Raw genomic sequence first — 24,264 nt, forward strand, 5'->3', positions numbered from 1 at the left:
TCACGCCAGGCTTTGTTAGCCATGCTGCTTGTATACGCCGGCATCACGCCAGCTGCGCCAGTGCCTGTTGCAAGCGCGCCAGATGCGCGGCCAGCTGGCGACGCAGCGCCAGCGACTGCGCCACCGGCGACGCCGCCACGCTCAGCAGCGGCTCGCCATGGCCGTGGGTGCGCCACGGTCGCGCGCCACAAAACAGCGCAAATGAGCGCAATAGCGGGCAATCCACTGCCAGTTTACGCGATAGCTGTTGCAAACGCAGGTTTACCGCGTCCATCAGCGCCAGTTCGTGGCTGGCCAGCTCCAGATGCTGCAGCGCGAACACCAGCACCCGCGCCGCCAGCCAGTCGGCGCGTTGCGGCGAGCGGCCACCGGCCGACAGGTAGGCCAGGCTGCGCACTTCGGGGAACAGCGACTCCAGCACCGCCGGCTGCGACTGCCCGGCAAGCAGGGCTTGCAGGCGGGCCACCGGGTTGCCGGGCTGATGCGAGCAGTGCTCGACATCGCTGATGATGCACAGCGCGCTGCTGATGCCGTGCTTTGCCGCTGGCAGCTGCCAGGAACGAGTATTTTCCATGTTCGGACTCCGTTGGGTGCCGCAAACCGGAAACATTGGAACTGCCCAGAAACGCCAATGCCGCCAGAGTGCGGCGGCATTGATTCAGGGATTCGGGGGTAAGGCTTATTCAGCCCGTGACGCGTCCTGGTGCCGCCGGAGAAGTGCGGTAACCATAATAATAAGCGTGGGACACGAAACGGATAACAGTAGCCATAGCGGACGATGATGCGCCCGCGCGGCGGCGGCTGTCAAGCCGCGTCGCCATTTGAGCTGCGCGCGACAGCGCAATACAATGCGTCATTCCTGCATCAGCAAGCCAGTCGATGCAGTTTTTTCGCAAACAGGACGAAGGACGCAACATGAACAGACATGCCAGCGGCGGACTAGTGTATTCCACCGAACACGGCCGCATGTGCCCCGCCTGCCGCGCACCGCTGGACGCCTGCGTCTGCCAGGCGGCCGCCGCACCGACCGGCGACGGCATCGTGCGCGTGCGCCACGAGACCAAGGGCCGCAAGGGCAAGGGGGTGACGGTGATCAGCGGCGTGCCGCTGGCCGGCAGCGAACTGCTGGCGCTGGGCAAGCAGCTGAAGGCGCGCTGCGGCACCGGCGGCACGGTCAAGGACGGCCAGATCGAGATCCAGGGCGAGCACGTGGCGCTGCTGATGGCCGAGCTGCAGAAAAAAGGCTGGACGGTGAAGCGCAGCGGCGGCTGAGTTCGCGCCGATGCGGCCAACCTTGGCCGCAATGAAAAACGCCGCCAGCGGTCTGCTGGCGGCGTGTTCGGGTGGTGCGGGATTACATGTTCGGGTAATTCGGCCCGCCGCCACCTTCCGGTGTCACCCAGTTGATGTTCTGGGTCGGATCCTTGATGTCGCAGGTCTTGCAGTGCACGCAGTTCTGCGCGTTGATCTGCAGCCGTGGTTCGCCTTCTTCGCGGCCGACGATCTCGTACACCCCGGCCGGGCAGTAGCGCTGTTCCGGCGCGTCGTACTTTTCCAGGTTGATGCGGATCGGTACCGACGCATCCTTCAACTGCAGGTGCGGCGGCTGGTCTTCGCTGTGGTTGGTGTTGGAGATGAACACCGACGACAGGCGGTCGAAGGTCAGTACGCCATCCGGCTTCGGATAGGCGATCGGCGTGCACTCGTCCTTCGGCTTCAGGCACTCGTGGTCGGCGTGCTTGTGGCGTAGCGTCCACGGCGCCTTGCCGCGGAACAGATAGGTATCGATCGCCGAGTAGATCATCGCCGGCCACAGCCCCCAGCGGAACGCCGGGCGGATGTTGCGCACGCTGTGCAGCTCGTCGTGCAGCCAGCTCTGCTTGAAGGCGGCGGTGTAGCCGACCGCTTCCGCGCCCTGTGCCTCAGTGTTGGCCGCAAACAGCGCGAAAACCGCTTCCGCGGCCAGCATGCCGGACTTCATCGCGGTGTGGGTGCCCTTGATCTTCGGCACGTTGAGGAAGCCGGCGGTATCGCCGACCAGCACGCCGCCGGCGAAGGTCAGTTTCGGAATGCTCTGCAGGCCGCCTTCGGAGATCGCACGCGCGCCGTAGGACAGGCGGCGACCGCCTTCGAACACGCCCTTGATCGCCGGATGGGTCTTGAAGCGCTGGAATTCCTCGTACGGCGACAGGTACGGGTTCTCGTAATCGAGACCGACCACGAAGCCGACCACCACCTGATTGTTTTCCAGATGGTAGAGGAAGGAGCCGCCGTAGGTTTTCTGGTCCATCGGCCAGCCGGCGGTGTGGGTGATCTTGCCGGCTTCGTGCAGCTCCGGCTTCACTTCCCACAATTCCTTGATGCCGATGCCGTAGGTTTGCGGATCGGCGCCGGTGCGCAGCTGGAAGCGTTCGAACAGCGTCTTGGTCAGCGAGCCTCGACAGCCTTCGGCGAAGATGGTCTGCTTCGCCCACAGCTCGATGCCCGGTTCGCCCTCCTCGTCACCGTTCTTGCCGGTGCCGACGTTACCGGTGGCCACGCCTTTCACCGAACCGTCGGCGTGGTACAGCACTTCGGCGGCAGCAAAGCCGGGATAGATTTCCACGCCCAGCTCTTCCGCCTGCTGCCCCAGCCAGCGACAGAAGTTGCCGAGGCTGATGATGTAGTTGCCGTGATTGTTCATCTGCGGCGGGGTCGGCAGCTTGATCGACTCGGTTTCGGTCAGCAGCAGGAAGCTGTCCTGCTTGGCCGGGGTGTTGAGCGGTGCGCCCTTTGCCTGCCAGTCCGGGATCAGCTCGTTCAGCGTGCGTGGCTCCAGCACCGCGCCGGACAGGATGTGGGCGCCGATTTCGGAGCCTTTTTCCAGCAGACAGACACTGAGTTCCTGACCTTTTTCGGCAGCCAGCTGCTTGAGACGGATGGCGGCAGACAGGCCGGAAGGCCCGCCGCCGACTACCACCACGTCGTATTCCATGTATTCGCGTTCCACCGCTTCTCCTTTGCGCTGGCAGGGGACAATAAGCGCAATGATGCCAATGAAAGTGGCTGCGCGTCAAAATCAAACAAGCGTTTAAACGGTTCCGGCGGCGCGCAGTTGTGCAATTGCCACCGCGTCGTAGCCCAGATGCTGCAGCAACGCGTCGGTGTGTTCGCCCAGCGCCGGGGGTGGCGTCAGGTACTGCGGCGGGGTGGCCGACATCTTGATCGGGCAGGCCACCTGGGGCACGTTCTGCCCTTTGCTGTCGGTCATCTGCAACGCCATGTCGCGATGACGGATCTGCGGGTCGGCAAATGCCTCGGCGACGGTATTGATCGGGCCGCACGGCACGCCGGCGGCATCGAGCAGTTTCAGCCATTCGTCGCGGCCACGCGCCATGAAGCCCTCGGCCAGCAGCGGCACCAGCGTCGCACGGTGCTGTACCCGCTTCGGGTTGCTGGCGAAGCGTTCGTCGGCGGCCAGTTGTGGCAGTTGCAGCACCTCGCACACCGCGCGGAACTGCTTGTCGTTGCCGCAGGCGAGGATGAAATGGCCGTCGCCACCGGTCTTGAATACCTGGTAGGGCACGATATTGGGGTGGGCATTGCCCAGCCGCGGCGGCACTTCGCCGCCGACCAGCCAGTTCATGTTGACGTTGGACAGCATCGCCAGCGCGCAGTCGAACAGTGCCATGTCGATGTACTGGCCGACGCCGGTGTGGTGGCGCGACAGTAGCGCCGCCTGTACCGCATTGGCGGCGTACAGGCCGGTGAACAGGTCGGTGACCGCAACGCCGACCTTGTGCGGCTCGCCGTCGGCGGGGCCGGTGATGCTCATCAGCCCGGACATGCCCTGCACGATGTAGTCGTAGCCGGGCAGCTCGGCGTAGGGGCCGTCCTGGCCAAAGCCGGTGATCGAGCAGTACACCAGCCGCGGGTTGAGCTGTTGCAGGCTGTCGTAGTCGAGGCCGTACTTCTTCAGGCCACCGACCTTGTAGTTTTCCAGCAGCACGTCGCATTCGGCGGCCAGCTGGCGCACGATCTGCTGCCCGGCCGGCTGGGTGATGTCGACGGTCAGCGACTGCTTGCCGCGGTTGGCGGCGAGGTAGTAGGCGGCGGTACCGTCCGCCAGGCTGGGCGGCGACCAGTGGCGGGTATCGTCACCGCTGCCGGGACGTTCCACCTTGATCACTTCCGCGCCGAGATCGGCCAGCAGCTGCCCGGTCCACGGCCCGGCGAGGACACGACTCAGATCCAGAACCTTGATACCCGACAATGCGCCAGCCATGATGCTTCTCCTTTGCGGCCAACCTTGGCCGCGAAAAAAATGGCTCGGTTGCACCGAGCCCTAAGGACAGACAGGAACCAACTCGCGCCGCTGGTGGAGGCCGGCGGCGGTACATCACACTCCAAGCGCACGGGACACCCTTGCCCGGTGCGCCCGCAAGCGATCAGGCAAACGCCTGAATACCGGTCTGGGCGCGGCCCAGAATCAGGGCGTGCACGTCGTGCGTGCCCTCGTAGGTGTTGACGGCTTCCAGGTTCATCACGTGACGGATGATGTGGAATTCGTCGGAAATGCCGTTACCACCGTGCATGTCGCGGGCAACGCGGGCGATGTCCAGCGCCTTGCCGCAGTTGTTGCGCTTGATCAGGCTGATCATTTCCGGCGCGGCACGGCCTTCGTCCATCAGGCGGCCGACGCGCAGCGCGGCCTGCAGCGCCAGGCTGATCTCGGTCTGCATGTTCGCCAGCTTCAGCTGTACCAGCTGGGTCGCGGCCAGCGGACGGTTGAACTGCTTGCGGTCCAGCGTGTACTGGCGGGCACCGTGCCAGCAGAACTCGGCGGCACCCATCGCGCCCCAGGCGATACCGTAGCGTGCCTTGTTGAGGCAGCCGAACGGGCCTTTCAGGCCTTTGACGTGCGGCAGCAGCGCGTCTTCGCCCACTTCCACGTTGTCCATCACGATTTCGCCGGTGATGGAGGCGCGCAGCGAGAACTTGCCCTCGATCTTCGGCGCCGACAGGCCCTTCATGCCCTTCTCCAGCACGAAGCCGCGGATCTCGCCGTCGTCGTCCTTGGCCCACACCACGAACACGTCGGCGATCGGGCTGTTGGTGATCCACATCTTGCTGCCGTTGAGCACGTAGCCGCCGTCCACCTTGCGGGCGCGGGTCTTCATGCCGGCCGGGTCGGAGCCAGCGTCCGGCTCGGTCAGGCCGAAGCAGCCGACCCATTCGCCGGTCGCCAGTTTCGGCAGGTACTTGTCTTTTTGCGCGTCGGTGCCGTAGGCCCAGATCGGGTGCATCACCAGGCTGGACTGAACCGACATCGCCGAGCGATAGCCGGAGTCGACGCGCTCCACTTCACGTGCCACCAGGCCGTAGGCCACGTGCGACAGACCGGCACAGCCGTGGGTGTCGATGGTGCAGCCGAGCAGGCCCAGTTCACCCATCTCGCTCATGATCTCGCGGTCGAAGCGCTCTTCGCGGTTGGCCGTCAGCACCCGCGGCAGCAGGCGCTCCTGGCAGTAGGCGTAGGCGCTGTCGCGCACCATGCGTTCTTCGTCAGTCAGCTGATCGTTCAGTAACAGTGCGTCATCCCACTGAAAAGGGGCGCGATTGGATGCTGCAGCCATGTGGACTCTCCTTAAGTAATTCCGCATTGCGGAATTACGTTCTACAATGCAAAATAGACTAACAACTCGGCCAGACGCTGTAAAGTTTTTTCTTGGTCGATATAACGCGGTGCACTATTCTTGCCACTCCCCCAGAAAGAGAGCCGATTGCCGATGTCGTCAAACCCTGTTGCAGACGAGGAAAAAGACCGCCTGTTCGTCGGGGCGCTGGCCCGTGGCCTGCACGTGCTGGCGGCGTTCCAGCCCGGTGAGGGCGCGCTGTCCAACCAGGTGCTGGCGCAGCGGACCGACCTGCCGAAATCCACCGTGTCGCGGCTGACCTATACCCTGACCAAGCTCGGCTATTTGTCCCAGGATCACGACACCGGCTACTACCGGCTGGGGCTGGCGGTGCTGGCGCTGGGCTCCACCGTGCTCGGCAGCTACGACATCCGCCGCGTCGCCTCTCCGCTGATGCGCGACTTTGCGATGCAGCACACCATCTCGGTCAGCCTCGGCATGCGCGACGGCACCGACATCGTCTATCTGGAGACCTGCCGCAGCCAGGCGCGGGTATCGGTGCAGCTCACCGTCGGCTCGCGCGTGCCGCTGGCCAGCACCGCCATCGGCCGCGCCTGTTACGCCATCCTGTCGCCGGCGGAGCGCGCCGCGCTGGCACCGGAGCTGGCGCAGCGCTACGGCGGCGACTGGCCGGCCGTCGCGGCGCGGCTGCAGGCCAGCGGCGAGCACTACGCGCAATACGGCTACAGCGAGTCGTTCGGCGAGTTCGAGCGCGACGTGATGGCGGTCGGTGTCGCACTGCCGTCGCCGGTACCGGGCATGCCGGTGGTGTGCCTCAACGCCAGCGGCCCGGCCTTCGCCTTCAACGCCGAGACCATGCGCAAACAGATCGCGCCGGCGCTGATGCAGCTGGCGCGCCAGATCGTGCCCTGAGCCGGCAGCTGCCCCGACAAGCACAAAAGGTTGGCCGCACACGTTGCGGCCAACCTTTTGTCGTCTTTGCGAGGCGGCGGGCGCCGCCTGTTTCAGAACGTGTTCACGATTTCGCGAGCTAGAGCGAGACAAGGCGAAAACGGCTGAGGAAGCGGAGTTGACATGGGGTCAATGAGCATTCCGAAGCCGTTTTTAACGCGGTATCGCCGAAGCGCAGCAGATCGTGAACAGGTTCTTAGGTGCGGATGTACTTCACCAGCTGCTCAATCACGAACTGCTGCTCGGCGATGGTGGCGTGCACCAGGTCGCCGATCGACAGCAGGCCGATGACGCGGTTGTCCTCCATCACCGGCAGGTGGCGGATGCGGCGCTCGGTCATCAATGCCATGCACTCGCCGATGCTCTGCTCCGGGCTCACGAAGATCACCTTGCTGGTCATGATGTCGCGCACCTTGGTGCCGGCCGAGGTGCGCCCCAGCAGCACGATGCGCCGCGCATAGTCGCGCTCGGAGAAAATGCCGACCACATCGCCCATCTCCATCACCAGAATGGCGCCGACGTCGCGCTCCGCCATCACCTGCAGCGCCTGGAATACCGTCATTTCCGGCCCGACGCTGATCAGCTCCTTGATTGCCTTGTTTTCCAGCAGTTGTCGCACTGTTTGCATGCCGCCCTCCCCCTTGATGACCGCCCGGCATATGCCGGAGTAGAACCGTATTGCGTTCAATATAGACAGCCGCTGGCCAGGACCAAAAGAAAAAGGCCGCAACAGCGGCCTTTGGCAGGGAACGGGCGCGGAATCAGCCGGCCTTGATCATGGTGCCGACACCTTCGTCGGTGAGGATTTCCAGCAGCAGCGCGTGCGGTACGCGGCCGTCGATGATGTGCACCGAGTTGACGCCGCTCTTGGCCGCGTCCAGCGCCGAGCTGATCTTGGGCAGCATGCCGCCGCTGATGGTGCCGTCGGCAAACAGCTCGTCGACCTTGGCTGCGGTGAGGCCGGTGAGCAAGTTGCCCTGCTTGTCCAGCACGCCGGGGGTGTTGGTCATCAGCACCAGCTTTTCCGCCTTCAGCGTTTCCGCCAGCTTGCCGGCGACCACGTCGGCGTTGATGTTGTAGGCCTCGCCGTCCTTGCCGACACCGATCGGCGCGATCACAGGGATGAAGTCGTGGCTGTCCAGCAGCGCCACCAGGCTCGGGTCGATGTGCTCGATGTCGCCGACCTGGCCGATGTCGATCTGTTCGTCGGCTTCGGACTGCAGGTACAGCTTGCTGGCACGGATGAAGTGACCGTCCTTGCCGGTGATGCCGACCGCCTTGCCGCCGTGCTTGTTCAGCAGCGACACGATCTCCTTGTTCACCAGGCCGCCGAGCACCATTTCCACCACGTCCATGGTTTCGCTGTCGGTGACGCGCATGCCCTGGATGAACTGGCCTTCCTTGCCGACGCGCTCCAGCAACTCATTGATCTGCGGGCCGCCGCCGTGCACCACCACCGGGTTGAGGCCGACCAGTTTCAGCAGCACGATGTCCTTGGCGAAGTCTTCCTTCAGCTTGTCGTCGGTCATCGCGTTGCCACCGTATTTCACCACGATGGTCTTGTTGTTGAAGCTGCGGATATATGGCAGCGCTTCGGCCAGAATCGCGGCCTTGTCGATGGGGGCTACGCTCACGGGGCATCTCCACGGTAGTCGGTATCAGAAACAGCTATTGCTGCGCCGCATTCTACCCAAGCACGGCCGATTCGGCTGGCGTTTGTGCACATCCGGCCGCGATTAGGCGGCTGTTGGCAACGCTGCAACAGGCCGCCGCCGCCAATAAGCCATTTGCAAATAAATTTCGATTTATTAATTGCCGATACCGAGCCGTTGCACTAAAGTCCGGCCATCAGATTAATGAACAAGTATTCAGAGAACGCCGCCATGAGCAAACCATCCTGCTGTCCGATCACCCGCTGGCACCGCCGCAAGGAAGTCCGCCCGGCGGAGATCCTGGACGCGGCACTGGCGCTGTTTGTCGAGCGCGGCTTCAAGTCCACCAAGATGGAAGACATCGCCAAGGCCGCCGGCGTCACCAAGGGCACGCCCTACCTGTACTTCGAGAACAAGGAAGACATCTTCAAGGCGGTGCTGCGCGAGAACCTGGTGACGCGGCTGGCCAGCTTTGCCGAGCTGGAGCAGCAGTTCGACGGCAGCAGCGCCGAGCTGCTGCGGCTGATGATGCGGCGCTGGTGGATGGAAGTCGGCGAATCGCCGCTGGCCGGCATCTGCAAGCTGATGTTCGCCGAGGCCACCAACTTCCCGGAGCTGGCGCGCTTCTACCACCACGAGGTGATCGAGCCCAGCCACAACATGCTGCTGCGCATCCTGCAGCGCGGCGTCGCTCGCGGCGAGTTCCGCGACATCAACCCGCACGCGGTGGTCGACACCCTGGTGGCACCGATGATGCTGACCATGACCTGGCGCTGCTCCTTCGGCAAGGTGATCACCGACAGCCAGCACCGCGCCATGCCGCCGCTGCAGTACCTGGAACTGTCGATGGACCTGATGCTGGGCGGCCTGATGGTCAACCGGCAGTCACAACAATAAAGCACAACGAGGAAATCACGATGGCACCGCACTACCACCGCCTGGCCCTGGCCAGCGCGCTTCTGCTGACCCTGTCCGCCTGCCAGGACGAGGTCAAACCGGTCGAGGAAATCCGCCCGGTACGCTACACCACCGCCAGCAGCAGCGACGCTGCCGCCAGCCAGCAATTCAGCGGCGAGGTCCGCGCCCGCCAGGAAAGCCGTCTCGCCTTCCGCGTTGCCGGCAAGGTGGTGGAGAAGCGCGTCAGCAGCGGCGAGCGCGTGCGGCGCGGCCAGGTGCTGGCGGTGCTGGATGCCAGCGATTACCAACTCGACAGCCAGGCCAAGGCGGCGCAGCTGGCGGCGGCACAGGCCAACCTGCTGCAGCAGCAGGCCGACCTGCAGCGCTTCCGCGACCTGCTGGGCCAGTCCTTCATCAGCCAGTCGCAGGTCGACCGCCAGCAGGCGGCGGTCAGCAGCGCGCGCGCCAGCCTGCAGCAGGCGCAGGCGGCGCTGGCCGCCAGCCGCAACCAGGGCAGCTACACCTCGCTGCTGGCCGACACTGACGGCGTGGTCAGCGAGATCAGTGCCGAGCCGGGCATGGTGGTCGCCGCCGGTCAGGTGGTCGCCCGCCTCGCCGCCGACGGCGCGCGCGAGGTGCTGTTCCAGGTGCCGGAAAACGCGCTGGAACGGGTTCGCCGCGCCTCCGGCTTCAAGGTGGCGCTGTGGGCCGACGGCCGCGAGCTGGATGCCAGCCTGCGCGAACTGGCCGCCGACGCCGACCCGGCCACCCGCACCTACGCCGCGCGGCTGCAGCTGGCCGCCACCGACGACAGCGTGCGGCTGGGCATGACCGCGCGCATCAGCGCGCTGGCCGCCAGCGGCCAGCCGCGCGCCATCCGCCTGCCGCACAGCGCCATTCTCGACGAGAACGGCAAGCACTACGTGTGGCTGATCGACGGCGGCAACAAGGTTGGCCGCAAGGCGGTGCAGGTCGCCCGTCTCGACAGCCACGGTGTGACGCTGCAGTCCGGCCTTGCCGGCGGCGAGAAGGTGGTCACCGCCGGTGTCCACCTGCTGCGCGACGGCCAGCGCGTCAGCCTGCTGCAGCAATAAGGGACGGCAATGATGAAAAAAATCAACCTGTCGGAATGGGCGCTGCGCAACGGCTCGCTGGTGCAGTACCTGATGGTGGTGCTGATGGTGGCCGGGCTGTTCGCCTACACCCAGCTGGGACAGAAGGAAGATCCGGAATTCACCTTCAAGGCGATGATGGTGCGCGTGCTGTGGCCCGGCGCCACCGCGCTGGAGACCGAGCAGCAGGTCACCGACAAGATCGAGAAGAAACTGCAGGAAATGGGCGAGCTGGAGTACGTGAAGAGCTACACCAAGCCGGGTGAGGCGCTGCTGATCCTGTCGATCCGCGAGGACGTACCGCCCAAGAACGTGCAGCAGCTGTGGTACACGGTGCGCAAGAAGCTGGGCGACATCAAGCACACCCTGCCCGCCGACATCCGCGGCCCGTTTTTCAACGACGAGTTCGGTGACACCTTCGGCAACATCTACGCCTTTACCGGCGACGGCTTCAGTTACGAGGAAGTACGCCGCTACGTCGACGACGTGCGCCAGGAGGTCCTGCGTCTGCCCGACGTCGGCAAGGTCGACCTGATCGGCGAGCAGGAAGAGCGCATCTACGTGACGCTGTCCAATGCAAAACTGGCGGCGCTGCAGCTGGACGCGCGCACCATCTGGAGCGCGCTGGCGGAGCAGAACGCGATGACGCCGGCCGGCAATTACGACACCGCCAGCGACCGCATCTGGGTGCGCGTCTCCGGCAGCTACGGCTCGGTGGCGGCCATTGCCGACACCCCGCTCAGCGCCGGCGGCAAGAGCTTCCGCCTGGGCGACATCGCCACCGTCGAGCGCCAGTTCGTCACCCCGCCGTCGTTCGGCATGCGTTTTGATGGCAAGCCGGCGCTCGGCCTCGCCATTAGCATGAAACAGGGCGGCGACGTGCTGAAACTGGGTAACAACCTGCAGCTGCTGATGCAGGAGGTACAGAACAAGCTGCCGGTCGGCATGCAGATCCATTCGGTGTCCGACCAGCCGCAAGTGGTGAAGAACGCGGTCGGCGAATTCATGAAGGTGCTGATCGAGGCGGTGGTGATCGTGCTGGCGGTGTGCTTCCTCAGCCTGGGCGTGCGCAATGGTATCGTGGTGGCGCTGTCGATCCCGCTGGTGCTGGCGATGACCTTCCTCGCCATGTATCTGCTCGGCATCGATCTGCAGCGCATCTCGCTCGGCTCACTGATCATCGCGCTGGGCCTGCTGGTCGACGACGCCATCATCGCGGTGGAAATGATGGCGCTGAAGCTGGAACAGGGCTGGAACAAGTTCCAGGCCGCCACCTTTGCCTACACCAGCACCGCCTTCCCGATGCTGACCGGCACCCTGCTCACCGCGGCCACCTTCCTGCCGGTGGGCATGGCCCGCTCCAACGCCGGCGAGTACGTGTTCAGCCTGTTCTCGGTGGTCAGCATCGCGCTGCTGCTGTCGTGGATCGTGGCGGTGGTGTTCGTGCCCTACCTCGGCTACAAGCTGCTGCCGGAACACCACGCCGGCAGCGCGCACGAAGACGTCTACCACAAGCCGTTCTACCTGCGCTTCCGCGCCACGGTGGAGTGGTGCCTCGACCACCGCAAGACGGTGATCGCGCTGACCGCGGCCGCCTTCATCCTGTCGCTGGTGGCGTTCAAGCTGTTCGTGCAGCAGCAGTTCTTCCCCTCCTCCAACCGCGTCGAGCTGATGGTGGACATGTGGCTGCCGCAGGGCGCCAGCTACCAGGCCACCGAGGCCGAGGTGCGCAAGCTGGAGGCGCTGATCAAGGACGACAAGCACGTGGTCAGCACCACCGCCTACGTCGGCGGCGGCAGCCCGCGCTTCTACCTGCCGCTGGACCAGCAGCAGCAGCACCTCAACTACGCGCAGCTGATGGTGATGACACAGGACGAAAAGGTGCGCGAAGACGTCAAGCACAAGCTGGAAACGCTGTTCGAGCGCGACTTCCCGATGGTGCGCGGCCGCGTCACGCGGCTGGAAAACGGCCCGCCGGTCGGCTACGCGGTGCAGTTCCGCGTGATGGGCGAGGACCACGCCAAAGTGCGCAGCATTGCGGCCAACGTTGAAACGCTGCTGCGCGCCCATCCCGGCGCCCGCCACGTCAACATCGACTGGGGCGAGCAGGTGAAGGCGCTGCGGGTGGAGATCGACCAGGACAAGGCACGCGTACTAGGCGTCTCCAGCCAGTCGCTCAGCCGCCAGCTGCAGTTGCTGATCAGCGGCAGCACCGTCAGCGAGTGGCGTGAAGGCGACCGCAGCATCGGCATCGTGGCGCGGCTGGACAACGCCGGCCGCGAGCAGGTGGAGGCACTGGGCAGCCTGATGGTGCAGACCGCCAGCGGCAAGTACGTGCCGGTGGCGCAGCTGGGCAGCATCAGCTACCAGCCGGAGGAAAGCATCATCTGGCGCCGCAACCGGCTGCCGACGGTGACGGTACGTGCCGATGCCGCCGATGGCGTGCAGGCCGCCGATATCTCCAAGGCGCTGTGGCCCAAGCTGCAGCAGCTGGAGAAGACGCTGCCGCTGGGCTATCACATCGAGCTGGGCGGCTCGCTGGAAGCCAGCCAGAACTCGCAGGGTGCGATCGCCAAGGTGACGCCGCTGATGCTGGTTGTCGTGCTGACACTGCTGATGATCCAGCTCGGCAGCTTCCAGCGCACGCTGCTGGTGGTGCTGACCGCCCCGCTGGGCCTGATCGGCGTCACGCTGACGCTGATCCTGTTCGGCGCGCCGTTCGGCTTTGTCGCGATGCTGGGGGTGATCGCGCTGTTCGGCATGATCATGCGCAACTCGGTGATCCTGGTCGACCAGATTGAGACCGACATCGGCGAGGGCATCGACCGCTTCGAGGCCATCGTCGGCTCCACCGTGCGCCGCTTCCGCCCGATCATGCTCACCGCGCTGGCGGCGATCCTGGCCATGATCCCGCTGTCGCGCAGCACCTTCTGGGGGCCGATGGCGGTGGCGATCATGGGCGGCCTGCTGGTGGCCACCGTGCTGACGCTGCTGTTCCTGCCGGCACTGTACGCGCAGTGGTTCGGCGTCAAGCGCCCGCAAACAAATTAATCAATCCTGAGTGAAGCCGTTACCGGAATTGGGTAAGGTAGAGGCTTCACCGCTTTAATGATGCAACCGGATCTCCCACTATGAAGCTCATCCGCACCCTAGGCCTGGGCGCCCTGCTCGGCAGCGCCCTCGCCGCCCCGGCCCACGCCTTCGACCTGCTGCAGGCGCTGCAGGCCGCGCGCCAGTACGATGCCGGCTACGCCAGCGCCAGCGCCGCCAACCGTGCCGGTGCCGAAAAGGCGGTACAGGGCCGCGCGCTGCTGCTGCCCAGCATCGGGCTGAGCGCCACCAGCACCCAGACCAAGCCGCTGGAACCGGCGGCCGGCAACTACCGCAGCGACAGCCTCGGCGTGCAGCTGACGCAGCCGCTGTTCGACACTGCCAGCTACAGCGGCTACCAGAAGGGCAAGATCGCCAGCACCGTGGCGCAGCTGCAGTTCGACGCCAGCGGCCAGCAACTGGTGATCGACGTCGCCCGTGCCTACTTCGACGCGCTGCTGGCCGAGGACGTGCTGAACGTCACCCGCGCCACCAAGAGCGCCTACGAGCGCCAGCTGGCGCAGGCGCGCAAGGCGTTCGAGGTCGGTACCGCCACCATCACCGACACCCACGAGGCGCAGGCCGGCTACGACGCCGCCACAGCCCAGGAAATCGCCGCCCTCAGCGACCTCGACCTCAAGCGCAACGCGCTGGCGCAGCTGACCGGCCTCAACCCGGAAAGCATCCGCCGCCTGCGCGACAAGCCGCAACTGAGCGCCGCCGACCTCGGCACGCTGGAGGCGTGGACGCAACGCGCGCAGCAGAACAGCCTGGCGCTGCAGCTGCAACAGCAGCAGCTGGCGCTGGCCGAAAAGAACCTGGACGAGGCGCGCGGCAAGCACCTGCCCACGGTCAGCCTCAATGCCGGCTACAGCCACAACCGCAGCACCGACGCCGCCAGCGTCGCCAGCGGCCGCGACACCACGCGCGGCAGCAGTCTCGGCCTCAGCCTGACGCTGCCGCTGTACGCCGGCGGCGCCATCGACTCGCAAGTGACCGAAGCCGCGGCCAACCGCGACAAGGCACGCGAGGACCTGGAAGTCACCCGCCGCCAGAACGCGCAGAACGTGCGCCGCAGCTGGCTGGGGGTCAGCAACGGCGCGGCGCTGGTCAAGGCGCAGGAACAGCTGCTGGTCTCCGCCAAGAGCAAGCTCGACGCCACCCGCCTCGGCAAGGACGTCGGCGTGCGCACCAACCTCGACCTGCTCAACGCGGAAAAAGACTACCAGGACGCCATCCGCGCACTGGCGCAGGCACGCTACAACTTTCTGCAGGCGCGACTGGCGCTGGCACAGGCCGCCGGCACGCTGGACGACGAGGTGGTGGAAGAGGTCAACCGTTTCTTCTGACACCCGTTTACAGCAGGCGGCGCGCCAAAAACATTGCGGCCAACCTTTAACAAGGTTGGCCGCAGTCGTAACGGTGTATGAGTCGATTTGAAGTGGTGCGAATCAGTTGCTATCCGCAGGTAGTACCCTACTATGCGGCAGCAAATCATCGATGGCTCGCACAACATCCGCTACCGGAATATGGGCAACCTGCCAGTCTCGCTCAGAACCAGAGGTCAGCACCCGGTGCGGTACCTGCCACGGATACCAATGCTTGGTCTTTTTATCGAGATGTTCAAATAAGCCGACCACGCTGGCCCCGGTCCCTGCCGCAAGGTGTAATCCGCCCCCATCCGAGCACACTGCCAGATCGGCGCAAGAGAATGCGGCCATCAACTCCTTGACGGTACGCGTGGGGTAGAACACCAGGCGCTCGTGATCCGGAAACTGGCTGCGAATGTAATGCGCTTTCTCATCATCGCCCGGATGACGGGGATCATCGGCGGCACCAGGCGCCCACAACAGCAGAAAATCCACATCCCGCGACAAGCAGCTACGAATCACTTCGCAAAAATGCTCGACATCCCAAACCCGGCTCTTCTCGCGAGCGCTGATATGCAGGGCAATAAGCGGACGCTGCTTTGTGGAAAAACGCCGGGCCAAAACATCAGGTACCACGACAGCAGGCAAACTCAGCTTGCCCGGTGCGTTAATGATACCCAGCGGCCGCAAAAGCTCGGCGAGGCACTCTACTTCATGACAGAAGACATAGTCACGCGTGAAAGGGATCGGATAGTCCACGATGTCATCATAGTCTGTCCCCTCTGACACAAAACTGATCACATGTTTCGGCCTTGCGGCCTTTGCCAGACGCACCGCATTTTTGGGATAACCCGAGCCGGCCACAATCGCGTAATCAAAATGCTCGCGCCGCAGCGCAAGATACGTCATCAGCTTGCGCCAGACTACCCGGACAACCGAATCCCCTGGCCCGCGGTGCTTCAGTTTGGTATAGAAATACAGGCCATCCAGCAACGGGTGCCCATCCAGCACATCCTTGTTGTAGTCGTTGACCAATGCGTAGATTGCCGCTTGCGGATATTTTTCACGCAGGGCGGCTATTAATGGCGTGGTACAAACCAGATCACCAATATTGTCACGGCGTATCACCAAAATCTTCATGCCAGTTTTCCCGAAGAAGAGCCGGAACGGGGTGCTGCCTGCGGCTCCAACAGCATGCCTGCCAGCATCATCAGCAACACCGCGTTTGCCCACATGCCATTGGCAAAACCCACCAGCAAGAAGGCAGGAATGATGACCAGCAGGCTGCTGGCAACCGGGTAACGTATCGTCTGCCGCCAGACTTGACGAAACGCCAGCCACAGAAGTGTCAACAGGAATGACAGGTACACTAGCAAGCCACACAGGCCGGTTTCCAGCGCCACCTGCAAGTACAGATTGTGCGGATTGGCCTTGCCATACTGGTATGCCCGCTCGGTGAAATACGTGTAGCCATAACGGTTGCGCGGGTGAGTACCGGCTTGCAGGTGCTGCAGCAGCTGTTCGTCGCGTGCCAGCAGTGCCAGCTTGCGCCAGCCAGGCCCATAACCAAATACCGGCTGCTGGCGGATCAGATAGCCGGTCGCAACCCAGATGCCCTGACGCTCCAGCAAAGCGCCATCCTGCTGATAGGTTGCGGAGCGAAAAGTCGAGGCATAGCGCTGCCACAGCTCCGGCTTCGCGACAAATAGACCGACCGCAGCAATCACACACCCGAGCAGCAATAGCAGGCTCTTACGCCATGAGCCGTTAAGCAGCAACAGCAATAGCAGACAGGCAACGATAGTCAGCAACGGTGTCCGGCTCTGGTGCAACACCAGATTCAGCATTTCCACACACCACATCACCGCCAGCATCACGCGCCAGCGACGCGACAGCCAGTCCTGACCGAACAGCAACAACACCGAAGTCAATGACAGATAGAACACCGCATCCATCGCATAGCCGCGCCGGTACGGTGCCAGCCAAGCCAGATCAAGACCGTAAAAAGCCAGCAACAACAGTGAGCGCAGGGCAAAGCCCAGTGCAAAGCCCAGCAGGATGATGCGCACCTGCTGCTCACGGCGAATAAAGCTGCACGCCATCAGAAATACCAGCAACGGCTTCAGGTGGTCCTTCTTGAACTCGTTGAGGTTGTTGGCCAGCCAGTCGCCATTGAGCAGCAGCGAGACGACAAACACCAGTAGCAGCAACATAAATAGGCGGAATATCCCGCTCCGCCACGGCATGGCTGGCCGCACGCACAGCAGCCAGCCTGCCCATAAAATGGCTGCCAGATAAAAACTGCTGTTCATGACGGCGGTCAGCGCGGTCGAGGCCGAGGCAAAACAGAATAGTGCGATCAGGAAGAACAGCGGTTTCTCCAGCAACGTCCCGTAGCGCGCCAGAGAGGAAGAAGGGAGGGTATCAGTCATTCAGGGCTTCTTTCGCTGCCACCAGAATGTCCCCAACCGCAACAGTGCGGATACAGGCTCGGTCACCCGTCTTGCAGGCATAAGGGGCATTGAATACAAAGGCACACGGATAGCAGGGCGGCTGTTTCGACACGAACTGCACTCGCGCGCCCAGCGGTCGCTGCTCGCGGAAATCAACCGGCCCGACAATCACGACCATCGGTACGTCAAAGGTATCCGCCAGATAGGTCAATCCGGAATCGACGCCGATGAACAGCTGCAGCCGCTGCATCAGCGCCGGCAGCTCGTCCAGCTGGAAGGCACCGGCGGCATTGATGACACGTTCGCCACCCTGCACGCGGGTCTGCACGGCGGCGGCACACGAACCGTCCTCCAGCCCGCCGATCAGCACCACCTGCCCCTGATAATCCCGTAACAACCGCGCCACCAGCGCCGACAGCAAGTCCTCACCCAGCTCTTTCAGCTTGTTGGCACTGGAAATCGCCAGCCCGATGGCGGAATGATCACCGGCAATGCCCAGCCGGTCACACACGGTTTCGCCACTGGCGGCGATAGCCATTTTCTTGCGCAGGCCCATGGCGATGCCCTGCTGCTGCAGCAGGCGCTGCTTGGTGGCCAGCACCAGTTCCCCCGGACGATGCTGTTCGGTCAGGTCGATGCAGCGGCGCAGCGCTGCCAGCGTGCGGCCAACCTTGGTCGGCATGATGGACAGCGTGCGCGGCACGCCGGCCCAGATCAGCCCGCACAGTAGCGGCAGCGACGGCGACAGGTTGACCGCCAGATCGTAGCGCCCGGCGGCAATCAGCCGCGCCAGCCGCCATTTACCCCCCCAGCCGCGCCACGAGTCGGATCGGATGGCAATGCAGTGGTCGACTTCGCTCATGCCGGAGATGATCTTGCCGGTGACCGGCGCGTGCAACACGGTCAGCTGCGCATCGGGATAGTGCTGGCGCAGCGCCAGGATCACCGGCGTGGCACAAAGCATGTCGCCGATCTTGGCGGTCTGCACCAGCAGGATACGTTCGACTTTGCCCCGGCGCTGCAGGCGCTTGGCCAGCCACCACCAAGGCGCCAGCAGATAGGTCAGCAGTACGTAGATCATGGTTTGCGTGCTGCCTCTGCCAGGATGGTCTCGGTGCCGGCCACGTAGCGGGCGATGGTGTACTCCGCCTTCACCCGCGCTTCACCGGCCTGCCCCATGCGCTGGCGCAAGCCAGCATCGGCCACCAGCGTGGCCAGCGCTTCGGCCAGCGCCGCGCTGTCGCCATACGGCACCAGCAAGCCGCTGTCACCGTCGGCGACCAGCTCCTGCGAGCCGACCACGCGCGACGCCACCACCGGCTTGCCCAGCAGCATCGCCTCCAGCAACACGCGCGGCAGGCCCTCGCTTTGCGACACCAGCACACAGATGTCCATCGCCGCGGTATAGGTCAGCGGCTGGGTCTGGAAGCCGGCAAACACCACCTGCCCGGAGATGCCCAGGCTTGCGGCCAAGCTTTCCAGTTCGGCACGCTGCGGGCCGTCGCCGACCAGCAACAGACGCACCGGCAGCTGGCGCCGCAGCAGTTCGGCGGTCGCCTGCAGCAAGAAGCGCAAGCCCTTGCGCTCTACCAGTTGTCCGACCGCGCCCAGCACGATCTCGTGCTCGTGGCCGGCCAGCAGTGATGCCCGCACCGCCGCGCCGTCCGGCAGGGGCTGATCCGGGTCGATGCCGTTCAGCACCGCCACGCACTTGTCCTCCTGCACGCCGTGACGGTGCAATGCCTCGACCACACCGTTGGAAACGCCGATCACCTTATTGGCCACGCGGTTGACGATGGCGGCATCGGCGGCATCCATCAGCGGCTCGATGCGGCAGTGCTGCACCACTGGCACGCCGGTCTGCTCGGCCGCCAGATAGCCCTCCAGATTGGAGCGTGGCTGGTTATTCATGTACAGCAGGTCGAAGCGCTCGTCACGCAGCTGGCGCGCGATCGCCGCCGCATTGGGCGCGATGCGCCAGGCGTGCTCGATGCGCTTGACCAGCGCCTGACGCCAGGGCTTGTGCCAGGTCAGCAGGCCACGGGCCAGCTCCTTGGCCAGCTTGGCCCACAGCGGCTGTTTGCGCTGCGGCAACAGGCGCAACGGCATGCCGATGGCGGCCAGCTCGCGCGACAGCGTGCTCTGGCCCTTGCTGTAATCACGGTAAAACAGGCAGGTGATGTCGAAACGCTCGCGGTCGATGCGCTTGAGCAGCTCGAACAGGCTGTTGGTCCCGCCGCCCCACTCGTTGCCGGTATCCAGCAACAGGATTCTGGTTCGGGTTGTCATTGAGGAGTCTCCGGTTGCAAGGACAACTGGCGCTCACAGGCGGCCAGCACTTCGTCAACCGTAATGTTGTCCATGCACGGCGGCGCCGAATACTTGCAGCGCTTGCCGAGGCAGGGTTCGCAGGTGCGGTGCTTCTGGATCACGATATGGTGCTGCAGCTCGGTGGTCGGGCCGGAGCCGTGCCAGTGCGCGGCGGCGAACAGGCCGACTATCGGCGTGCCCACCGCAATCGCCATGTGCATGATGCCGGTATCCGGCGTTACCAGGCAGGCAAAACGCTGCACCAGTGCCGGCATCCGCGTCAGCGGCAGCTGCCCTGCCGTCACCACCAGTCGCGTGTCGTTGACGGCGCTAGCAACGGCATCGGCCAGCGCCCGCTCCTGCGGCGAGCCGGTCACCACGATTCGCAGCGCAGGGTTGGCCGCAAGCAGGCGCTGCGCCAGCTCGGCATAGCGTTCCGGCCGCCAGCGCCGGCTGGCGGTCGAGGCGCCCACCTGGAAACCGATCACCGGCTGTTGTGGCGTGATGCCGTATTGCTGTTGCAGCCAGCCGGCCACCGTGTCGCGGGTCTGCGTCGCCACCGGCAGGATCATGTGCTTGTCGCTGCCGTCGGCACCGGCCAGCGCGGCCACGGCCAGACGCTGGTCGATGCCGTGGGTGAAGTCACCCCAGTTGCTCACCTGCTGGTGGTTGCTCAACAGAAAGCGGAAACGGCTGTTGTTGGGCAGTTTGAAACGCCAGCGGGCACCGCTCAGATACGCCAGCGGCGTGGCCTGCGGCTCGTTGGCGTGCAGGATGGCGACCAGATCGAACCGCTCGCGGCGCAGTGCCAGCGCCAGACGCACAAAACGGCGATAGCCGCCGTGGTAGTCGATCAGGTCGTCTATGTCGGGATTATCGGCAAACAGGCCGTGATACGGCGCGTTGACCAGCAGCACGATGCGCGCCTGCGGGTAGCGCTGGCGCAGGCTGCGGATGGCCGGCGTGGACAGCAGCGTGTCGCCGATGGCGGTGCAGGACATCACCAGGATGCGCTGGATGGCCCCGGTCCCCAGTTCGGCCGGATCCGGCACGCGGCGGTCGAAGCGGCGGGCCAGGCCCAGCCCCCACGCCAGCAGGTTTTCGCGGATGCGGGTACCCATTATTTGCCCCGCAGCGCCAGATAGGCGCGCCCCAGCAGCGGGCTGCGATACAGGCCGAGGCGGCGGCCGAACCAGCCGTCGCGGCGGTCCTTGGTCACAATGCGCCCGATATGTCGTGGCGAGGTGGCGCGGGTGTTGAGCGCCTTGTCCACCGTGTACAGGTGGCGGAAACCGGCCTCGGCGGCCACGGCCAGGTAGTCGTCGTCAAAATAGCCCTGCGGCCAGCACAGGTGATCGCTGACCGAGCCCAACCGCGCCTGCAGCGTGGCACGCGACTGCGCCAGATCGGCGGCCAGCCGTTCGCGCTTGTCCTCGCGGCTGGCGCACAGCTTGTCCCAGCGGGCATGGCGGTGGGTATGACTGTGAAACTCGAAGGTGCCGGCAGCGCGCGCCGCCTCGATCTCGCTCCAGCGCATCATCACCTCATCAGCGCGGCCCTCGTCAACAGCCCGCTTGCAGCCATTGTGATCCGGCGTGGCCGGCAAAGGTTGGCCGCAGCCATCGTGCGCGCGCACCGCCCCGTCGCCGATCCAGCCGGTGATGGTGAACAGCGTGGCCTGCTGGCCGTAACGCTGCAGCACCGGATGGGCGTAGACCCAGTTGTCGAGATAGCCGTCGTCAAAGGTCACCAGCACGCTTTTGTCCGGCAGCCGCCGGCCGGCCAGAAAGCCGGCCAGGTCGTCGCAGCCGATAGTAGTCCAGCCGTTTTCCGCCAGCCAGCACATATTGTGCTCGAAGGTCTGCGGCGAGACCGTCACCAGCCCGGGGCTGGGGCTGACGTGGTGGTACATCAGTACCGGAATGGCTTTGGCCTGTTTCATCCCTGCCCCCGTTGTGCCAGCAGGCGACGATAGAGGTCCAGCATGGACCGGCACATGGTGTCGACGTGGAACACCGATGACACCAGCTCGCGGCTGCGCCCGGCCATGCGCCGGCGTAGCGCGTCGTCGCCCAGCAGGCGGTTGACCGCTTCGGCCAGGCTGGTGGCATCGCCCGGCGCGATCAGCAGGCCGTTGTCGCCATCACGTACCACTTCCGGCACGCCGTCGACATTGGTACCCACCACCGGCAGGCCCATCGCCATCGCCTCAATGTAGGACGTGCCCAGCGCCTCCTGCTCGGTCGGCAGCAGAAACAGGTCGCAACCAGCCAGCACGTTGGCAATATCGCGGCGCAGGCCGAGCAGGTGAATGCGTGCGGCCAACCCTTTGGCCGCAATCAGCACTTTGAGGTTGTCCATCTGCGCGCCATCGCCGGCAAATACGAAATGGGTGTCTGGATGAGCCGCCAGAATGCGGTCGGCGGCCTCCACGATGAAACGGTGGCCCTTTTTCATGCGCAGGATGGCCACGGTACCGATCACGCGAGCGCTGTCGGCAATGCCCAGCTCGGCCCGCAGCGTGGACGGGCCGTCCAGCTGCATCGCCTGCGGGTCAATGCCGGTGTACACGGTAGACACGCGTGATTCCGGCACGCCTTCGCTGATCAGGTAGCGGCGCACGTGCTCGCTGACGCTGACGACATGATGCGGCAGCGTGGTGTAGGTGAAACGCGAGGTAATCGGCAGTGCCAGATGGCGGGTACGCACCACCAGGCGTCCGGCCAGCAGTCCGGCCAGGCCGCCGAGGATGCTGTCGCGGCCGCTGTGGGTATTGACCACGTCGGCCTGCACGCGACGGATGATGGCCGCCATTTTCCAGGCCGCCGGCAGGTCGATGCCGTTGCGCATGCGCACCTCGAACACCTCGAAACCGGCTTCGCGCGCGCGCGCGCCGAACTTGGCCTTGGGCTGGCACAGCAGGATCATGCGGTGGCCCAGCTGACGCAGGCCGACCATCTCCTTGAAGGTGCGGTGCTCCTGCCCGCCCCAGCCCAGCGACGATTCGGTATGCACGATGGTCAGCACCGGCTTAGTCATGTGCTGGCTCCTTGAACTGCAGGCGGTGCAGGTTGGCATACAGCCCGTCGCGAGCGATCAGTTCGACATGGTTGCCAACCTCGGCAATGCGCCCTTGGTGCATGACCACGATACGGTCGGCGTGCTCGATAGTAGACAGGCGGTGGGCAATCACCAGCGTGGTGCGGTTCTGCATCAGGTTCTCCAGCGCGGCCTGCACCAGGCGCTCGGATTGGGTATCCAGCGCGCTGGTCGCCTCGTCCAGAATCAGGATCGGTGCGTTTTTCAGCAGCGCACGGGCAATCGCCAGCCGCTGGCGCTGGCCGCCGGACAGGCGCACACCGTTTTCACCGATGATGGTGTCAAAGCCCTGCGGCATCGCCTCGATGAACTCCAGCGCATTGGCGGCGCGGGCGGCGTCGACAACCTGTTCGCGACTGACTTCACCGATGCGGCCATAGGCGATGTTGGCCGCCACGCTGTCGTTGAACAGCACCACGTCCTGGCTGACCAGCGCGATGTGCTGACGCAGGCTGGCCAGAGCAATGTCGGTCAGCGGAATACCATCCAGCTTAATCTGCCCCGCCGATGGCTCGTAGAAGCGTGGGATCAGGCTGACCAGCGTGGTCTTGCCGCTGCCACTGGAGCCAACCAGCGCCACCGTTTCACCCGGCTTGACGGCAAAACGGATGTCCTGCAGCGCCGGACGCTCGGCAGCGGGATAGCTGAACTGCACGTTATCGAACGCCAGCTCGCCACGCGTACCCTGCAGGCGGCGGGTGCCGTTGTCCGGCTCGCCCTGCTCGTCAAGGAAACCGAACACACTCTCGGCGGCGGCCAACCCTTTCTGCAGCGACTGCGAAATGCTGGTGATGCGCTTGACCGGTGCGAACAGCATCAGCATCGCGGTCAGGAAGGACATGAAGTCACCGGCGGTAAAGCTGCCGCTGTGGGCACGCAACGCGGCGAAATACAGGATGGCCGCCAGCGCGCAGGCGATGAACAGCTGGGTGACGCCGGTGTTGGCCGACGAGGTGGCACTTTGCTTGACGCCGTTGTGGCGGATGGCCTCGGCCGTGCACTGGAAGCGCTGCGCCTCGTAGCCTTCGCCGCCGTAGACCTTGACCACGCGATGGCAATCGATGGTCTCGCCCAGCACCTGGGTCAGCTGCGCGATGTTCTGCTGGTTCTGCCGCGACAGGCCGCGCAGACGCTTGCTGACCAGCCGCACACACAGCGACACCACCGGCAGTACCGCGAGGCAGATCAGCGTCAGTTGCCAATCGGTATAAAACAGCAGGCCGAGCAGGCCGATGATGGTGATGCCGTCCTTGACGGTGACGGTGATCACGTTGAAGCCGGCTTCGGTCACCAGATTGACGTCAAAGGCGATGCGCGACAGCAGGCGGCCGGACGGATGGTCGTCGTAGTAGTTCACCGGCAGACGCACCAGCTTGGCAAACATCTCCTCGCGCAGCGTCTGCACCAGATGGCCGGTCAGCCAGCTGGTGGAGTATTCGTTGATATAGCTGGTCAGCCCGCGCACCAGGAACAGGCCGACAATGGCCAGCGGCGCCCAGATCAGCGACGAGCCGTCTTTGTTGACGAAGCCGCCGTCGATCAGCGGTTTCATCAGCCGGGCAAACGCCGGTTCGGTGGCGGCGGCGATGCTCATCGACAGCAGCGACACCATGAACACCTTCCAGTAAGGCTTCAGGTAGCCGAGCACCCGCTTGTAAAGCGCAAAACTGCTGACCGCAGAAGGAGTTGTCATG

Annotated in this window: 20 protein-coding genes; 6 read left to right on the plus strand and 14 right to left on the minus strand. The window is 64.6% G+C overall.

What is annotated here, in order from left to right; translation table 11 throughout:
* Positions 1 to 43: 43 nt before the first annotated feature.
* Entirely contained in the window at positions 44 to 574 is a 531-nt protein-coding gene (locus tag PQU89_RS14430) for a hypothetical protein (protein ID WP_272757988.1), read from the minus strand.
* A 341-nt stretch (positions 575 to 915) separates the two neighbouring features.
* Here PQU89_RS14430 and PQU89_RS14435 point away from each other — a divergent pair, with 341 nt between their 5' ends.
* The gene (locus PQU89_RS14435; RefSeq protein WP_272766425.1) at positions 916 to 1,272 is read left to right on the plus strand and encodes a translation initiation factor Sui1; all 357 of its coding nucleotides are present in this window, start codon (positions 916 to 918) and stop codon (positions 1,270 to 1,272) included.
* Positions 1,273 to 1,354: 82 nt separating this feature from the next.
* Here PQU89_RS14435 and PQU89_RS14440 read toward each other — a convergent pair whose 3' ends face one another.
* The 3 genes from PQU89_RS14440 to PQU89_RS14450 form a co-directional block, all read right to left on the minus strand.
* A complete protein-coding gene (locus PQU89_RS14440; RefSeq protein ID WP_272766491.1) occupies positions 1,355 to 2,974 on the minus strand; it encodes an electron transfer flavoprotein-ubiquinone oxidoreductase in 1,620 nt (539 codons plus the stop codon).
* A gap of 96 nt (positions 2,975 to 3,070) precedes the next feature.
* Complete coding sequence (locus PQU89_RS14445) at positions 3,071 to 4,264, minus strand: CaiB/BaiF CoA transferase family protein (RefSeq protein WP_272766426.1); 1,194 nt, start codon at positions 4,262 to 4,264, stop codon at positions 3,071 to 3,073.
* Between the two features lie 163 nt (positions 4,265 to 4,427).
* Complete coding sequence (locus tag PQU89_RS14450) at positions 4,428 to 5,615, minus strand: acyl-CoA dehydrogenase (RefSeq protein WP_272766427.1); 1,188 nt, start codon at positions 5,613 to 5,615, stop codon at positions 4,428 to 4,430.
* 153 nt (positions 5,616 to 5,768) lie between these two features.
* On the opposite strand from PQU89_RS14450, the gene PQU89_RS14455 reads away from it, so the two are divergent.
* On the plus strand, positions 5,769 to 6,548 hold the full coding sequence (locus PQU89_RS14455) for an IclR family transcriptional regulator (protein WP_272766428.1): 780 nt from the start codon (positions 5,769 to 5,771) through the stop codon (positions 6,546 to 6,548).
* Positions 6,549 to 6,783: 235 nt separating this feature from the next.
* Here the strand turns inward: PQU89_RS14455 and PQU89_RS14460 are convergent, their stop codons facing one another.
* On the minus strand, positions 6,784 to 7,215 hold the full coding sequence (locus PQU89_RS14460; RefSeq protein ID WP_047968419.1) for a CBS domain-containing protein: 432 nt from the start codon (positions 7,213 to 7,215) through the stop codon (positions 6,784 to 6,786).
* Positions 7,216 to 7,348: 133 nt separating this feature from the next.
* Positions 7,349 to 8,221 (minus strand): acetylglutamate kinase, encoded by an 873-nt coding sequence (gene argB, locus PQU89_RS14465; RefSeq protein ID WP_272766429.1) that lies wholly within the window; start codon positions 8,219 to 8,221, stop codon positions 7,349 to 7,351.
* 249 nt (positions 8,222 to 8,470) lie between these two features.
* Between argB and PQU89_RS14470 the strand changes: the two genes are divergently transcribed.
* The 4 genes from PQU89_RS14470 to PQU89_RS14485 all read left to right on the plus strand — a co-directional run bounded on the left by PQU89_RS14470 (position 8,471) and on the right by PQU89_RS14485 (position 14,687).
* Positions 8,471 to 9,136, plus strand: coding sequence for a TetR/AcrR family transcriptional regulator (locus tag PQU89_RS14470; protein ID WP_272766430.1), 666 nt, complete (start codon positions 8,471 to 8,473; stop codon positions 9,134 to 9,136).
* A gap of 20 nt (positions 9,137 to 9,156) precedes the next feature.
* Positions 9,157 to 10,230 (plus strand): efflux RND transporter periplasmic adaptor subunit, encoded by a 1,074-nt coding sequence (locus tag PQU89_RS14475; protein ID WP_272766431.1) that lies wholly within the window; start codon positions 9,157 to 9,159, stop codon positions 10,228 to 10,230.
* Between the two features lie 9 nt (positions 10,231 to 10,239).
* Positions 10,240 to 13,299, plus strand: a complete 3,060-nt coding sequence (locus PQU89_RS14480; protein ID WP_272766432.1) for an efflux RND transporter permease subunit — start codon at positions 10,240 to 10,242, stop codon at positions 13,297 to 13,299.
* Between the two features lie 80 nt (positions 13,300 to 13,379).
* A complete protein-coding gene (locus PQU89_RS14485; protein WP_272766433.1) occupies positions 13,380 to 14,687 on the plus strand; it encodes a TolC family outer membrane protein in 1,308 nt (435 codons plus the stop codon).
* A gap of 102 nt (positions 14,688 to 14,789) precedes the next feature.
* On the opposite strand, the gene PQU89_RS14490 is transcribed toward PQU89_RS14485, so the two are convergent.
* Genes PQU89_RS14490 through msbA form a run of 8 tightly spaced genes read right to left on the minus strand, consistent with a single transcriptional unit; the run spans position 14,790 to position 24,263 of the window.
* Positions 14,790 to 15,848: a glycosyltransferase family 9 protein gene (locus PQU89_RS14490; protein ID WP_272766434.1), complete on the minus strand. Its 1,059-nt coding sequence runs from the start codon at positions 15,846 to 15,848 to the stop codon at positions 14,790 to 14,792.
* The gene (locus PQU89_RS14495; protein WP_272766435.1) at positions 15,845 to 17,140 is read right to left on the minus strand and encodes an O-antigen ligase family protein; all 1,296 of its coding nucleotides are present in this window, start codon (positions 17,138 to 17,140) and stop codon (positions 15,845 to 15,847) included. The genes PQU89_RS14490 and PQU89_RS14495 overlap by 4 nt, the downstream gene beginning before the upstream one ends.
* On the minus strand, positions 17,133 to 18,242 hold the full coding sequence (locus tag PQU89_RS14500) for a glycosyltransferase family 9 protein (RefSeq protein WP_272766436.1): 1,110 nt from the start codon (positions 18,240 to 18,242) through the stop codon (positions 17,133 to 17,135). Before PQU89_RS14500 ends, PQU89_RS14495 begins: the two co-directional genes overlap by 8 nt.
* On the minus strand, positions 18,239 to 19,450 hold the full coding sequence (locus PQU89_RS14505; RefSeq protein ID WP_272766437.1) for a glycosyltransferase: 1,212 nt from the start codon (positions 19,448 to 19,450) through the stop codon (positions 18,239 to 18,241). The genes PQU89_RS14500 and PQU89_RS14505 overlap by 4 nt, the downstream gene beginning before the upstream one ends.
* Positions 19,447 to 20,592, minus strand: coding sequence for a glycosyltransferase family 9 protein (locus tag PQU89_RS14510; RefSeq protein ID WP_272766438.1), 1,146 nt, complete (start codon positions 20,590 to 20,592; stop codon positions 19,447 to 19,449). Before PQU89_RS14510 ends, PQU89_RS14505 begins: the two co-directional genes overlap by 4 nt.
* Positions 20,592 to 21,413, minus strand: coding sequence for a polysaccharide deacetylase family protein (locus PQU89_RS14515; RefSeq protein WP_272766439.1), 822 nt, complete (start codon positions 21,411 to 21,413; stop codon positions 20,592 to 20,594). The genes PQU89_RS14510 and PQU89_RS14515 overlap by 1 nt, the downstream gene beginning before the upstream one ends.
* A complete protein-coding gene (locus PQU89_RS14520; protein WP_272766440.1) occupies positions 21,410 to 22,510 on the minus strand; it encodes a glycosyltransferase family 4 protein in 1,101 nt (366 codons plus the stop codon). The genes PQU89_RS14515 and PQU89_RS14520 overlap by 4 nt, the downstream gene beginning before the upstream one ends.
* Positions 22,503 to 24,263 (minus strand): lipid A export permease/ATP-binding protein MsbA, encoded by a 1,761-nt coding sequence (gene msbA / locus PQU89_RS14525; RefSeq protein WP_272766441.1) that lies wholly within the window; start codon positions 24,261 to 24,263, stop codon positions 22,503 to 22,505. Before msbA ends, PQU89_RS14520 begins: the two co-directional genes overlap by 8 nt.
* Between the last annotated feature and the right edge of the window lies 1 nt (position 24,264).

The sequence above is a fragment of the Vogesella indigofera genome (assembly GCF_028548395.1).
Taxonomy (GTDB): domain Bacteria; phylum Pseudomonadota; class Gammaproteobacteria; order Burkholderiales; family Chromobacteriaceae; genus Vogesella; species Vogesella indigofera_A.